Below are 13,118 nucleotides of genomic sequence, written 5' to 3' on the forward strand. Positions count from 1 at the left end.
TCTCTGCTAGTGTCTGGTATCTTTTTACCTTTCCTTCCTATGGCTCCGATTCACTTGATTGTGTTAAACCTCGTCTACGACCTTTCTTGCATTGCCTTGCCATTTGATAATGTAGATGAAGACTTTTTGAAGCATCCCCATAAGTGGGAAGCTAAGTCTATTACTCGTTTTATGATTTGGATGGGTCCGATTTCTTCTGCCTTTGATATTTTGACCTTTATCTTGCTCTATTTTGTCATTGTTCCAATGGCGACAGGTCAAGCTTATGCTCACGGAGCAGAGTCTGCAACGGGCTTTATCATTTTGTTCCAGACAGGTTGGTTCATTGAATCCATGTGGTCCCAAACCATGGTTATCCATATGCTTCGTTCAGCAAAACTTCCTTTCTTACAAAGTCGTCCATCATGGTTTGTTCTTGGAACAACCTTGCTAGCAGCTAGTTTTGTGACCTTCCTTCCCTACTCTTCAATTGCTAGCCTGCTTCATTTAACCCCTTTGGAACCAATTTATTTCCTCTTTTTGCTTTTGATTATCGTTCTCTATATGATAAGTGTTACAGTTGTAAAACGATTGTATATCAAAAAATTTAAAAGTTGGTTATAAATTGATTTTGTCAAGAAAAAAGTACGAAAATCGCGAAAAAAGTTAATTTTTTTTAAAAATAGGTCGCAAGTCGGATGTTTTTTATGGTATAATAGACTAAACTGATAGTAACATGTAGCGAAAGGGGTAGGTACATGATCAAAATTTATACAGTCTCAAGTTGTACTAGCTGTAAAAAAGCGAAAACCTGGCTCAATGCCCACCAGTTAAGTTATAAAGAACAAAATCTCGGTAAAGAAGGAATTACAAGAGAAGAGTTATTAGATATTCTCACGAAAACAGATAATGGAATTGCCAGTATCGTTTCGTCAAAAAACCGCTACGCTAAGGCACTTGGAGTTGACATCGAGGATTTGAGTGTCAATGAAGTGCTCAACTTAATCATGGAAACACCACGGATCTTAAAGAGTCCGATTCTCGTTGATGAGAAGCGCCTACAAGTCGGCTATAAAGAAGATGATATCCGTGCCTTCTTGCCACGCTCTGTCCGTAATGTAGAAAATGCAGAAGCACGTCTACGTGCAGCTCTATAAAACATCAAGGCTGGGAGTGACTCCTAGCCTTGTTTGCTCTTTTGTTTTAAAATCATGTGAGGAATTATGAAAAAGTTACTAATTGCTAGTTTTGCTCTCCTCTTTTTGCTTGCGGGATGTGGGCAAAAAAAGGAAACCCCTGCTGCTTCTACAACAGCATCTGAACCTCTCCAATCCAACCTTCCCGTTTTGGACAATGCCGAAAAGAATACGGTTGTCACCAAGACCTTGCTGATGCCGAAGTCAGAAAATGGAACGCAGCAGATTCAGACCATTACTTATAAAGGCAATCAGTTTTTGACCTTGACCATCCAGCAAAAACGACCTGTCGGGGATGAACTCAAGACCTTTATCTCTGAAAATGGCCTAGAGGAGACGCAAAAAGCGCTTCTAGAAGCGGAAGAAAAGGATGAGACCATCCAAGAGGCACGCAAACTAGCAGGATTCAAACTGGAAACCAAGCTACTCAGCGAGATAGAAATCCAGACGACAACGACTTATGATTTTCAAGTATTGGATGTCAAAAAGGCATCTCAGCTGGAATATTTAAAAAATATCGGCCTTGAAAATCTCTTAAAAAACGAACCTAGCCAATATATTGCAGATAGAGTGGCAAATGGGGCGACAGAACAATAGAAAATCCAAATTAATAGACTGACTTATTTGTAGAACGTCAGGGAATGTGCTATAATAGTACTATTCTAAGGAAAGAGGGTGTTAGAATGGGATTTACTGAAGAAACTGTACGGTTTAAATTGGATGATTCCAATAAGAAAGAAATTAGCGAAACATTGACAGATGTTTATGCTTCTTTGAATGACAAGGGCTACAATCCGATTAACCAGATCGTCGGTTATGTATTGAGTGGAGACCCTGCCTACGTTCCTCGTTATAACAATGCACGAAATCAAATCCGTAAGTATGAGCGTGATGAAATTGTTGAAGAATTGGTACGCTACTACCTAAAAGGACAAGGAGTCGATCTATAATCTATGAGAATTATGGGATTGGACGTCGGTTCAAAAACAGTAGGGGTGGCTATTAGCGATCCGCTCGGTTTCACCGCTCAGGGACTTGAAATCATCCAGATTAATGAGGACCAGGGCCAGTTTGGTTTTGACCGCATCAAGGAATTGGTTGACAGCTATAAGGTAGAACGCTTTGTAGTAGGTTTGCCAAAGAACATGAACAATACCAGTGGTCCGCGAGTAGAAGCCAGTCAAGCCTATGGTGCCAAGCTAGAAGAACTCTTTGGTTTGCCAGTAGACTATCAGGATGAGCGTTTGACAACGGTCGCTGCGGAGCGTATGTTGATTGAACAAGCAGATATCAGCCGTAACAAACGCAAGAAAGTTATTGATAAGTTGGCTGCTCAGCTGATTTTGCAAAATTATTTAGATAGAAAATTTTAAGACAGAGGAGAAACTATGTCACACGATCACAACCATGACCACGAAGAACGTGAATTGATTACACTAGTAGATGAGCAAGGAAATGAAACCTTGTTTGAAATTCTTTTGACCATCGACGGGAAAGAAGAATTTGGTAAAAACTATGTTCTGCTAGTGCCAGTTAATGCAGAAGAAGATGAAAATGGTGAAGTTGAAATTCAAGCTTACTCATTCATCGAAAATGAAGACGGAACAGAAGGCGAATTGCAACCAATTCCAGAAGACTCAGAAGACGAATGGAACATGATTGAAGAAGTCTTCAACAGCTTTATGGAGGAGTGATACAGTCTGGGAGACTGTATCAGCCCAACTCCCAGAAATTGGAGAGAGTTGGAACGTCCGGGGAACGTTTTTAGCCCAGTTCCTTAAAATAAGAGAGAACTGGTATGTCTGGGAGACTGTATCACCCCAACTCCTAGAAACTAGAAAGAGTTGGAACATCCAGTGGATGTTTTTAGCTCACGTTGAAATTCATAGTAGCTAGTGATTAGCTAACCAGGTAAGAGGTCGGGATTTTAGTCCCGACCTCGTTTTTTATTTGTAATCATACTTTGATGCGGTAGTTGATTGGACTTTTGTTAAGGAGACATGTATGTTTGAAGTAGAAAAATGGCTGCATAGTCGGATTGGTTTAAACTTTAGATCTGGACTTGGACGAATGCAGCGAGCTGTGGATTTGCTGGGGAATCCTGAGAAGACTTATCCTATTATCCACGTAACAGGTACTAACGGTAAAGGGTCAACTATTGCCTTCATGAGGGAGTTGTTTGTTGCTCATGGTAAAAAAGTTGGTACTTTCACCTCTCCTCATATCGTCAGTATCCATGATCGAATCTGTATTAATGGGCAACCGATTGCTGATGCAGATTTTATCCGTTTGGCGGAGCAGGTCAATGAGATGGAAAAGACGCTTTTGCAAACCTATGACCAGTTGTCCTTTTTTGAATTACTGACTCTGATTGCTTTGCTTTACTTTAAAGAGCAGGGAGTGGATCTGGTTCTGCTAGAAGTGGGGATTGGTGGTTTGCTTGATACCACTAATGTCGTAACAGGAGAGATTGCAGTTATTGCTTCGATTGGGCTAGATCATCAGGAGACCTTGGGCGATAGTCTGGAGGAAATAGCCGAGCAGAAAGCTGGTATTTTCAAGGCTGGCAAGAAGGCAGTCATTGCCAAGCTTACTCCAGAAGCGGAGCTTGTCTGTCAAAGTAAAGCGAGAGAGTTAGCTGTCGAACTTTATCAAGCTGGGCGAGACTTCACCTTGAATGCTGGGGATTTTTCAAGTAAGCTAGCAAACTTTTCACAGCTTGAAATCGGTTTAGAAGGTGCTTATCAGCAAGAAAATGCCGCCTTGGCTTTAGAAACTTTTCTTCTGTTTATGGCGTCAAGAGGTGAAAGGGTCGAAGAAGAGTTTGTCAGACGGGCTTTGAAGGAGACACATTGGGCAGGTCGATTGGAACGGATTCGTCCACAAATCTACCTAGATGGGGCTCACAATCTGCCAGCCTTGACTCGTCTAGTCGAGTTTATCCAAGGGAAAATCCAGCAAGGTTACCAGGTTCGCATCCTTTTTGGAGCACTTAAACGCAAGGATTATCAGGGGATGTTAGGCTATCTATCTAAGCAGTTGCCTGAGGTGGAACTTAAGGTAACAGGCTTTGACTACCAAGGCTCTCTGGATGAAAAGGATGTGGCGGGTTACGATTTGATTTCTTCCTATGGCGGTTTTATCAGAGAATTTGAAGAAAAGGCCAAAGATCAGGACTTGCTTTTCGTGACGGGCTCGCTCTACTTTATCTCGGAAGTCCGAGCGAGTTTGGTTGGAAGCGACGAGATTAGTTGACCTTATAGGCTTAAGTTGTTATACTTGAGGTAGGAGGTATATCTGGAAACGATTCCAGCAAAACATTGGCACAAAAGAAAGGAAATCGCTATGAAAACGAAAACATTCACACTTTCTATTGCTTCCCTAGCAATTCTTAGTCTTTTAGCAGCTTGTGGACCTAAGGCACAAGCCCCTACCCAGCAATCTGCTCAGCAATCATCTTCTCAACAAGAATCATCTTCTAGCGCTGCGACAAGTGCTAGTCAACCACAGGCGTCCTCAAGTCAGGACACTACTGTAGCTCAACCTACGAATATCGATGGTACCTATACTGGAAAAGATGAGAATGACCAAATCACTCTTGTTGTAACAGGTAAAACTGGTACATGGACTGAGGTCGAGCCAGATGGAGATAAGGAAATCAAGCAAGTCAGCTTTGAACCAGAAAATCAACGTGTCATTATCGGTGATGATGTCAAAATTTACACGGTTAATGGTAATCAATTGATTATCGACGATATGGACCGAGAGACATCTGACCGAGTGGTATTAACTAAGCAATAATGATTAAGTAAAAGTTCCAATGAGATGAAATCCATCTTTTTGGAGCTTTTTTCTTGAAAAAGTGGCTGGCTGTTCTTTACTAACTTTTTACTTAAAACGCTTACAAATATTTGTAAAACTTCTTATAAGGTCGTATACTTATAGTAAATAATCAAATAGCGCAAAGGCGCAGGAGGAAAAGCATATGGCTACATTTTACGTTCCGGCAGTTAACCTTATTGGTAAAGGTGTTGTAAATGAAGTAGGTCCGTATATCAAGGAACTGGGGTATAAGAAGGCCCTTTTGGTGACAGATAAGTTCATCGAAGGTAGTGATATTTTACCCAAAGTCCTAAAACCGTTAGATGCTGAAGGGATCGACTATGTAATCTTTAGCGATGTGGAGCCAAATCCGACTTGCAAGAACGTTACAGATGGGGTTGCTGCTCTGAAAGAGCATGGATGTGACTTCATCATCAGTCTTGGAGGAGGGTCTCCTCAGGATGCGGCTAGTTGTATCTCTATCATTGCTGCAAATGGTGGAAAACCACAGGACTACGAAGGTCTCCACAAGTCTACTAAAAAAGGGTTGCCAGTGGTTGCGATCAATACAACAGCTGGAACTTCTGCAGAAATCACCATTAACTATGTTATTACTGACGAAGAGCGCAAGGTCAAGATGGTAATGGTTGATAAGAACAGCCTTGCCCTTATCTCTGTCAATGATCCAGAACTCATGCTTTCAAAGCCGAAAGGATTGACAGCAGCGACAGGTATGGATGCTCTTACTCACGCTGTCGAAGCCTTGGTAACACCAGGTGCTTATAATGTGACCAAGAAACTTTCTATCGGAGCGATTGAACTCATCAAGGAGTATCTTCCTCGTGCTGTGGCAAATGGCCAAGATATTGAAGCGCGTGAGGCGATGGTCAATGCCATCTTCCTCGGTGGTATGAGCTTTAACAATGCTGGTTTGGGCTATGTTCATTCTATGGCTCACCAACTCGGTGCAGTTTATAACTTGCCACATGGTGTCTGCTGTGCCATGCTTCTTCCAGTTGTAGAGCGTGAAAATGCTAAACGTGTACCAGAAGCTTTCCGCAATGTAGCCAAGGCCTTGGGACTCCATGTTGAAGGGAAAACAGACCAGGAATGCGCTGACTATGCTATCGCTGAAATTGAAAAACTGTCTGAAACAGTAGGTATTCCGAAGAAACTCACCGAACTCGGTATCCAAGAAAAAGACTTTGACTTTGACTACCTTTCTAAGAATGCTTTGATTGATGCATGTGCGCCAGGCAATCCATTTATGCCAACTTTAGAAGAAACCATTGCTCTCTACAAAGAACTCTTCTAAAAATCAAGTAGAGTGGAAGGGACGTATTCCCCAACATATAAATAATATTGGAAAGAACTATCATTTTGGTAGTTCTTTTTAAGTTTCTTAATACCCTAGTTAAAAAGATAAAAAGGGATAGCACGTCATATAGTGAAGGAGTAATTTAAGAATCTTGCAGTTCTTGGAATAGTTTGAATAGAAAAAGGTAAAAGGTTGCCATCTACCCCTGAACTGAGGTATACTAGTAGAAACAGTAGTTTATCAAGCAGTTAAGGAGAATGTTAGAAAAGGAAGGGGGATGTATGACAGCTAGAAAAATGCAGCTACTCATGTCCAAATATGGTTTCAGTATTACCATCATGTTGGCAGAGTTGTTTATCATCTTTGGTTTATTTCTCTATCTAGGGCAGATGGCTCCAATTGTCTGGATTATCCTAGTCATTTTAGTGAGCTTAGCGACTATTGTATCGATTGTTAATCGATCTATGAATCCTGAGAGTAAGGTAACATGGCTATTAGTAGCCTTTGTGCCAGTGTTTGGTCCCTTACTCTATATCATGTTTGGAGAGCGTCGTTTATCTAAAAAAGAAATGAAGCAGCTAAAGCAGCTCCAATCAATGGTTGATCGAGAGGACAATAGCAGAGCTCTCCGTTTGGAGTTAAAAGAGCAAGACAAGTCGGCTTATGGCGTTATCAAATCTCTCCTCAGCATGGACACGAATGCCGATGTCTATGATCGAACGGATACACGATTTTTTGCATCTGGTGAAAGCATGTGGCATCAGATGCTAGAGGATCTCAGGAAAGCGGAGAAATTTATCTTTCTTGAGTACTATATCATCGAAGAAGGCTTGATGTGGAACAGTATTTTAGAGATTTTGGAAGAAAAGGCTGCTCAAGGAGTAGAAGTTAAGCTCCTCTACGACGATATTGGATGTATGGCAACCTTGCCTGGGGATTATACCATCCAGCTTCGTAGCCGAGGGATTGAAGCCCATAAATTTAACAAGGTGATTCCACGCTTGACTGTTGCTTATAACAACCGTGATCACCGTAAAATCATGGTTATCGATGGGCAGATTGCCTATACAGGTGGTGTCAATCTAGCAGACGAGTATATCAACCATATCGAACGCTTTGGTTATTGGAAGGATAGCGGTATTCGTCTGGATGGACCGGCAGTTAAAGCTTTTACCAGACTCTTTTTATCTGCCTGGTATATCAACCGTGGAGAGATTAGTGATTTTGACCAATACCATCTCGAAAATCAGCCCAAAGATGGGATGGGGCTCTGTATTCCCTATAGTAGTGGGCCAAAACCCATCTACAGAGCTCAAGTTGGAAAAACGGTTTACCAAAATCTTATCAATCAAGCTACAGATTACGTCTATATCACGACTCCCTATCTGATTGCTGACTACGATCTAACTGAAAGTATCAAAAATGCAGCTCTGAGAGGGGTAGATGTGCGAATTGTGACACCGTGTATCCCAGATAAGAAGGTTATTCAGTTAGTTACTCGAGGAGCCTATCCAGACTTGTTATCTGCGGGGGTTCGTATTTATGAGTACAGTCCGGGATTCCTTCATAGCAAGCAAATGCTTGTCGATGGAGAGGCAGCTACTGTGGGGACCATCAATTTTGACTATCGTAGCTTGCTCCACCACTATGAAAATGCCGTCTTACTTTATAGAACGCAGTCCATCATCGATATTGAAAGGGACTTCGAAGAGATTTTTAAAGTTTCTCAAGAAATTTATCCTCACACTATCAAAACCAGCTGGTATCAAAGCCTAATCAAGGAAATTGTCCAGTTGTTTGCACCTATGCTCTAACTATCCATCAAGATCTAGCCCAAGGCTGGATCTTATTTTTGTCTTCTTACGAATAGATAAGTAAAGGAGAAAACCATGCTTAATCTAGAAGATGATGATTTTATCAGAGAGTATAGAAACAGTCGATTCCACCGTTTTCGTGAAATCGAACGCTTTGCGCTATTGGATAAGAAATTCAGCAAATATCAATCCCAAGCTGACATTCCTGTAAGATTTTGATATACTAAAACAGATAAACTTAGAGGAGAAATTGAATGAACGTATACGGGAAAATAGATGAGAAACAAGAAGAATCTCATTACCAAGACTGGTCAGTGCCAGAGAAACGAGAAGGAGCTCCCATTCCCTTTTTTAGTATTTTGCTTTGGAGTTTAGTGGCCACAGCCATTTCGGTTGCCCTACCTAATATTTTTGGTTTAGTCAGTCCGCAACAAACCCAGGATCTTTATACCGGTTGGGCCTTGCATCAAAATGGTCAAATGTATACAGATTATTTTGGGACGGAGGGATTGCTCTATTATGTGCTAACCTACCTTTTTCAAGGCAGTATTCTGATTGCTTTGGTTGAGTGGTTGGCTTTGTTTGGAGCAGGTGTTTTTCTTTTTAAGGCTGCGGATACTCTTGTCGGCCAAGAAAATGAAGCGAAGCGAGTTGTCTTTATTCTATACTTGCTTGTAGCGGGCCTCGCTTTTGGTGGCGGTTATGCTCTCTTGCTAGCCCTGCCTTTCCTATTTTATTCATTGAGTATCGTTACAAATTATCTAGCTTTTCCAAAGGATGATAAAGGATTTGTACGAGTGGGGATGAGCCTTGCTCTCGCTTTCTTCCTTGCGCCAATCCCAACCGTCTTGTTTGCGGCTGTACTGGCCTTGGGCATCATCGGCTATAATCTAGCTAAAGGTCACTTTGTTCATGGCTTATATCAGTTCTTTGCGTCAGCCCTAGGATTTTCACTCTTATTCTATCCTTTAGGCTACTATACAGTGTGGACAGGTAGTTTTGGAGATGCCATTAGCCAGACCTTGTATCCGGTAAATACTCTTAGCCTCTTTTCAAATTCGCATTTGCTTGAAAATGCAGCCTTCTACGGTTTGCTTGCTATTGGATTAGGTTCCCTTGTCTTGCTCTTTACAGGCTTGTTCCAGTCAAAACCAGCCAAGCAATATGCCCTCTCAATTGCTGCTAGCTTGGGATTGTTGGTTTCTTTGGGAATCTTGATTCTCTCCAAAGAACCTATCAACGGTACTCGTCTTGTGGTGCTAATTCCTTTCTTGGTCTTGCTCCTTCTGACAGGAATCAAGGAAGATGTTTCGGATGGAGGCGGTCGTCGTAGAAGAAGACGTGAGAAACAAACTTCTTTCCTTAAAGGAAATTTCTATCTACCACTGATTGCCCTTGCCTACCTTATTGTTCTTCCTATCGTGAGTCGCTACCTTTCGCACCCAGCGACTTATCAGGAGAGAGACCGTCTTGCTAGCGTGGTTAAACAACAAACGAGTTCTGAGGATCGTGTCTATGCTTGGGATGATCGTCCTGATTTCTACCGTACCAGTGAGCGCTTGGCGCCAACTTCTCTATCAACTCCAACACTCTATACTGCAAGCGATGAAAATAAAACTAAACTGATGAATGACCTGAAAGAGAATCAACCGAAGATGATTGTGGTCAATCAAAAAGTTGCCTTGTGGTCAGATGTAGAGAGCTGGATCAGTGAAAACTATGAGCTTGTTCAGACAGATACTAGCGAGTTCAAACTATATAAATCAAAATAACAAAAAATCAATATCTTGTGGAATTTTAAAATTTTTAGGATTTTTAACACAAGATATTGATTTTTATTTTTAGAGTGGTATAATACTGAATATAAACAATTCAACAATATTTTAGAAAAGAGCATGGATATGATTGTATTAGAAGAAAAGCTTGCAACCGTTCCCACCTTGTTCGTTGAAAAACGAGATGGTAGACGTGTGGTGTTTGATGTAGACAAGATTGACAAGGCTCTCCACAAGGCGGCGGAAAAGGTTATGGACGTTACGCCTCTAGTAGAAAAACGCCTAAATGGTCTAGTTGAAAGAATCGTGACGGAAATTCACAGCCGCTTCCCTCAAGGTGTCAAGATTTACGAAATTCAAAATGTCGTAGAACATGAACTCCTTGAAGCCAAAGAGTATGCGCTGGCTGAGGAGTATATCACTTATCGGACACAAAGGGATTTTGAGCGCTCAAAAGCGACAGATATAAACTTTAGTATCCATAAACTTCTCAATAAAGATCAAGCAGTTGTTAATGAAAATGCTAATAAAGACAGCGATGTCTTCAACACCCAACGTGATTTGACAGCAGGGATTGTTGGGAAATCAATCGGGCTACAAATGCTTCCTAAGCACGTAGCTAATGCTCACCAAAAAGGGGATATCCACTATCATGACTTGGACTACAGCCCCTACACTCCGATGACCAACTGCTGTTTGATTGATTTTAAAGGCATGCTGGAAAATGGTTTTAAGATTGGAAATGCAGAGGTAGAGAGTCCCAAGTCTATCCAGACTGCGACAGCTCAAATTTCACAAATCATCGCCAATGTTGCTTCTAGCCAGTACGGGGGTTGCTCAGCTGACCGTATCGATGAAGTCTTGGCTCCGTATGCGGAGAAGAATTACCAAAAACACCTCAAAGATGCGGAAGAGTGGGTCTTGCCTGACAAACGGGAAGATTATGCTTGGAAGAAAACCCAAAAAGACATCTACGATGCCATGCAATCTCTCGAGTATGAAATCAACACTCTCTTCACTTCAAATGGCCAAACACCTTTTACTTCGCTCGGTTTTGGTCTGGGAACCAATCGTTTTGAGCGTGAAATTCAAAAAGCTATTTTAACCATTCGTATCAAGGGTCTTGGATCAGAACATCGTACAGCCATCTTCCCTAAACTCATCTTTACGTTGAAAAGAGGCCTTAACTTGGAAGAAGGGACTCCGAACTATGACATCAAACAGTTGGCCCTCGAGTGTGCAACCAAGCGGATGTACCCTGATGTCTTGTCCTATGATAAGATTATCGAGCTGACAGGTTCTTTCAAGGTTCCTATGGGCTGTCGCTCCTTCCTCCAAGGCTGGAAAGATGAAAATGGTGTTGAGGTCAATTCAGGTCGGATGAATCTAGGTGTTGTGACGGTCAATCTGCCTCGTATCGCCCTCGAGTCTGAAGGGGATCTGAATAAGTTTTGGGAAATCTTCAATGAGCGGATGAATATCGCAGAAGATGCTCTGGTTTACCGTGTTGAACGGACCAAGGAAGCAACACCAGCGAATGCCCCTATCCTTTATCAGTACGGAGCCTTCGGTCGCCGTCTCGGAAAAGAAGAAAGTGTTGACCAACTCTTTAAGAATCGCCGTGCGACAGTTTCGCTGGGCTACATCGGTTTGTACGAAGTGGCTACAGTCTTCTTTGGAAATAGCTGGGAAAGCAATCCTGAAGCCAAGGAATTCACACTGGATATTATTCGTGATATGAAACGTCGTGTGGAAGAGTGGTCTGACCAATATGGTTACCATTTCTCTATCTACTCCACACCGTCTGAAAGTCTGACAGACCGCTTCTGTCGCTTGGATACAGAGAAGTTCGGCTCTATTCCTGACATCACGGACAAGGAATACTACACCAACTCTTTCCACTACGATGTTCGTAAAAATCCAACACCGTTTGAAAAATTAGACTTTGAGAAAGTTTACCCAGAAGCAGGTGCGTCAGGTGGTTTCATCCATTATTGTGAGTATCCAGTTCTTCAACAAAATCCTAAAGCCTTGGAAGCTGTTTGGGACTATGCCTATGACCGTGTCGGTTATCTAGGGACCAATACTCCGATTGATCGTTGCTACAAGTGCGACTTTGAAGGGGATTTTGAACCAACTGAGCGAGGATTCGCTTGTCCCAACTGTGGCAATAGCGACCCTAAAACAGTAGACGTGGTCAAACGTACGTGTGGTTATCTGGGAAATCCTCAAGCGCGTCCGATGGTTAATGGACGCCACAAGGAAATCGCTGCGCGTGTCAAACACATGAATGGCTCTACTATCAAAACAGCTGGACATGAAGTAACAAATTAGAAGGAAATGGAATGGGGAAATACCAATTAGACGATAAGGGACGCGCACAAGTGACCCGTTATCACGAGAAACACTCGAAAGGTGGAACAGGTAAAAAAGAACGCTTGCTCAACCTCAGAGAACAGTTTTTAAACAAGAAAAAGAAAAAATAAAAGTGAGAGTCTGCTCTCACTTTTCTCTTAGGTGGGAGGGAAATATGGAACTACGCAGACCAAGTTTGGAAGATAAAGAAGCGATTTTAGAGATGATGGCAGAGTTTGAACAAGCACAGTCCCCTCACGACGGTGGATTTTGGGATGCTGAGAATTTTGTTTATGAAGAGTGGTTAGAAGAAAATCTTCAAGCGGAAGCGGGACTCAATATTCCTGAAAACTGGGTTCCTGCTATCCAGCTGGTTAGTTTTGACATAGCAGGCCAGGCTCTTGGCTTTCTCAACCTTCGTCTCCGATTAAATGACTACTTACTAGAAAATGGTGGGCATATCGGCTATTCCGTTCGCCCCTCTGAAAGAGGCAAAGGTTATGCCAAAGAAGCTCTCCGACAAGGCTTGCAAGTCGCCAAGGGAAAGAACATCAAAAAAGCGCTTGTGACCTGTAGCACAGAAAACCCTGCTAGTAGAGCAGTGATTGTGGCAAATGGCGGGGTGTTTGAGGATGTTCGCAATGGTGTAGAACGTTACTGGATAGATTTGGAGTAAAAGGATGACATGGAATACACCAAAACCAGGTGAATGGAAAAGTGAGGAGCTTAGTAAAGGGCGGATCATTGATTATAAGGCCTTTAACTTTGTCGATGGAGAAGGTGTGCGAAACTCTCTCTATGTATCAGGTTGCATGTTTCACTGCGAGGGGTGCTATAATGTTGCGACTTGGTCTTTCAA

General features: G+C 42.1%; 16 protein-coding genes. All 16 read left to right on the forward strand.

The features are described 5' to 3' along the window. Nucleotides 1-603: cation transporting ATPase C-terminal domain-containing protein (locus GMD6S_RS06570; protein ID WP_000311881.1), on the forward strand; the 603-nt coding region annotated here is incomplete at its 5' end. 134 nt (nt 604-737) lie between these two features. Then, nucleotides 738-1,136 (forward strand): transcriptional regulator Spx, encoded by a 399-nt coding sequence (spx, locus tag GMD6S_RS06575; protein ID WP_000591165.1) that lies wholly within the window; start codon nt 738-740, stop codon nt 1,134-1,136. A gap of 66 nt (nt 1,137-1,202) precedes the next feature. After that, nucleotides 1,203-1,772 carry an SP0191 family lipoprotein gene (locus tag GMD6S_RS06580; protein WP_000734686.1) on the forward strand — a complete coding sequence of 190 codons (570 nt, stop codon included), beginning with the start codon at nt 1,203-1,205 and terminating at the stop codon, nt 1,770-1,772. A gap of 86 nt (nt 1,773-1,858) precedes the next feature. Further along, a complete protein-coding gene (locus GMD6S_RS06585; RefSeq protein ID WP_000507059.1) occupies nt 1,859-2,125 on the forward strand; it encodes an IreB family regulatory phosphoprotein in 267 nt (88 codons plus the stop codon). Nucleotides 2,126-2,128: 3 nt separating this feature from the next. Further along, nucleotides 2,129-2,548: a Holliday junction resolvase RuvX gene (ruvX, locus tag GMD6S_RS06590; protein WP_002876031.1), complete on the forward strand. Its 420-nt coding sequence runs from the start codon at nt 2,129-2,131 to the stop codon at nt 2,546-2,548. Nucleotides 2,549-2,563: 15 nt separating this feature from the next. Beyond that, complete coding sequence (locus tag GMD6S_RS06595) at nt 2,564-2,869, forward strand: DUF1292 domain-containing protein (RefSeq protein ID WP_000017624.1); 306 nt, start codon at nt 2,564-2,566, stop codon at nt 2,867-2,869. Between the two features lie 310 nt (nt 2,870-3,179). Next, nucleotides 3,180-4,430, forward strand: a complete 1,251-nt coding sequence (locus tag GMD6S_RS06600) for a bifunctional folylpolyglutamate synthase/dihydrofolate synthase (protein WP_000464361.1) — start codon at nt 3,180-3,182, stop codon at nt 4,428-4,430. A 90-nt stretch (nt 4,431-4,520) separates the two neighbouring features. Then, entirely contained in the window at nt 4,521-4,976 is a 456-nt protein-coding gene (locus GMD6S_RS06605) for an SP_0198 family lipoprotein (RefSeq protein ID WP_000853130.1), read from the forward strand. 184 nt (nt 4,977-5,160) lie between these two features. Continuing rightward, on the forward strand, nt 5,161-6,312 hold the full coding sequence (locus GMD6S_RS06610) for an iron-containing alcohol dehydrogenase (RefSeq protein WP_000190388.1): 1,152 nt from the start codon (nt 5,161-5,163) through the stop codon (nt 6,310-6,312). Between the two features lie 284 nt (nt 6,313-6,596). Beyond that, the gene (gene cls / locus GMD6S_RS06615; protein WP_008293387.1) at nt 6,597-8,129 is read left to right on the forward strand and encodes a cardiolipin synthase; all 1,533 of its coding nucleotides are present in this window, start codon (nt 6,597-6,599) and stop codon (nt 8,127-8,129) included. A 75-nt stretch (nt 8,130-8,204) separates the two neighbouring features. Continuing rightward, on the forward strand, nt 8,205-8,348 hold the full coding sequence (locus tag GMD6S_RS12725; RefSeq protein ID WP_000933184.1) for a hypothetical protein: 144 nt from the start codon (nt 8,205-8,207) through the stop codon (nt 8,346-8,348). 35 nt (nt 8,349-8,383) lie between these two features. Further along, nucleotides 8,384-9,901, forward strand: a complete 1,518-nt coding sequence (locus tag GMD6S_RS06620) for a hypothetical protein (protein WP_001103715.1) — start codon at nt 8,384-8,386, stop codon at nt 9,899-9,901. A gap of 129 nt (nt 9,902-10,030) precedes the next feature. Further along, nucleotides 10,031-12,238 carry an anaerobic ribonucleoside-triphosphate reductase gene (nrdD, locus tag GMD6S_RS06625; RefSeq protein ID WP_000636179.1) on the forward strand — a complete coding sequence of 736 codons (2,208 nt, stop codon included), beginning with the start codon at nt 10,031-10,033 and terminating at the stop codon, nt 12,236-12,238. A gap of 11 nt (nt 12,239-12,249) precedes the next feature. Then, nucleotides 12,250-12,390, forward strand: coding sequence for a hypothetical protein (locus GMD6S_RS06630; protein WP_000521624.1), 141 nt, complete (start codon nt 12,250-12,252; stop codon nt 12,388-12,390). A 44-nt stretch (nt 12,391-12,434) separates the two neighbouring features. After that, a complete protein-coding gene (locus GMD6S_RS06635) occupies nt 12,435-12,935 on the forward strand; it encodes a GNAT family N-acetyltransferase (protein ID WP_000423430.1) in 501 nt (166 codons plus the stop codon). A gap of 4 nt (nt 12,936-12,939) precedes the next feature. After that, nucleotides 12,940-13,118, forward strand: a 179-nt coding sequence (locus GMD6S_RS12270) for a 4Fe-4S cluster-binding domain-containing protein (RefSeq protein WP_008293389.1), incomplete at its 3' end; no start/stop codon positions are given.

The organism is Streptococcus sp. GMD6S (genome assembly GCF_000297015.1).

Bases quoted from the DNA above. Each gene is read 5' to 3' on its own strand.
- GMD6S_RS06610 (WP_000190388.1), top strand. From the start codon at position 5,161: ATGGCTACATTTTACGTTCCGGCAGTTAACCTTATTGGTAAAGGTGTT.
- GMD6S_RS06600 (WP_000464361.1), top strand. From the start codon at position 3,180: ATGTTTGAAGTAGAAAAATGGCTGCATAGTCGGATTGGTTTAAACTTT.
- GMD6S_RS06595 (WP_000017624.1), top strand. From the start codon at position 2,564: ATGTCACACGATCACAACCATGACCACGAAGAACGTGAATTGATTACA.
- nrdD (WP_000636179.1), top strand. From the start codon at position 10,031: ATGATTGTATTAGAAGAAAAGCTTGCAACCGTTCCCACCTTGTTCGTT.
- spx (WP_000591165.1), top strand. From the start codon at position 738: ATGATCAAAATTTATACAGTCTCAAGTTGTACTAGCTGTAAAAAAGCG.
- GMD6S_RS06620 (WP_001103715.1), top strand. From the start codon at position 8,384: ATGAACGTATACGGGAAAATAGATGAGAAACAAGAAGAATCTCATTAC.
- cls (WP_008293387.1), top strand. From the start codon at position 6,597: ATGACAGCTAGAAAAATGCAGCTACTCATGTCCAAATATGGTTTCAGT.
- GMD6S_RS06580 (WP_000734686.1), top strand. From the start codon at position 1,203: ATGAAAAAGTTACTAATTGCTAGTTTTGCTCTCCTCTTTTTGCTTGCG.
- GMD6S_RS06605 (WP_000853130.1), top strand. From the start codon at position 4,521: ATGAAAACGAAAACATTCACACTTTCTATTGCTTCCCTAGCAATTCTT.
- GMD6S_RS06585 (WP_000507059.1), top strand. From the start codon at position 1,859: ATGGGATTTACTGAAGAAACTGTACGGTTTAAATTGGATGATTCCAAT.
- GMD6S_RS12725 (WP_000933184.1), top strand. From the start codon at position 8,205: ATGCTTAATCTAGAAGATGATGATTTTATCAGAGAGTATAGAAACAGT.
- ruvX (WP_002876031.1), top strand. From the start codon at position 2,129: ATGAGAATTATGGGATTGGACGTCGGTTCAAAAACAGTAGGGGTGGCT.
- GMD6S_RS06635 (WP_000423430.1), top strand. From the start codon at position 12,435: ATGGAACTACGCAGACCAAGTTTGGAAGATAAAGAAGCGATTTTAGAG.
- GMD6S_RS06630 (WP_000521624.1), top strand. From the start codon at position 12,250: ATGGGGAAATACCAATTAGACGATAAGGGACGCGCACAAGTGACCCGT.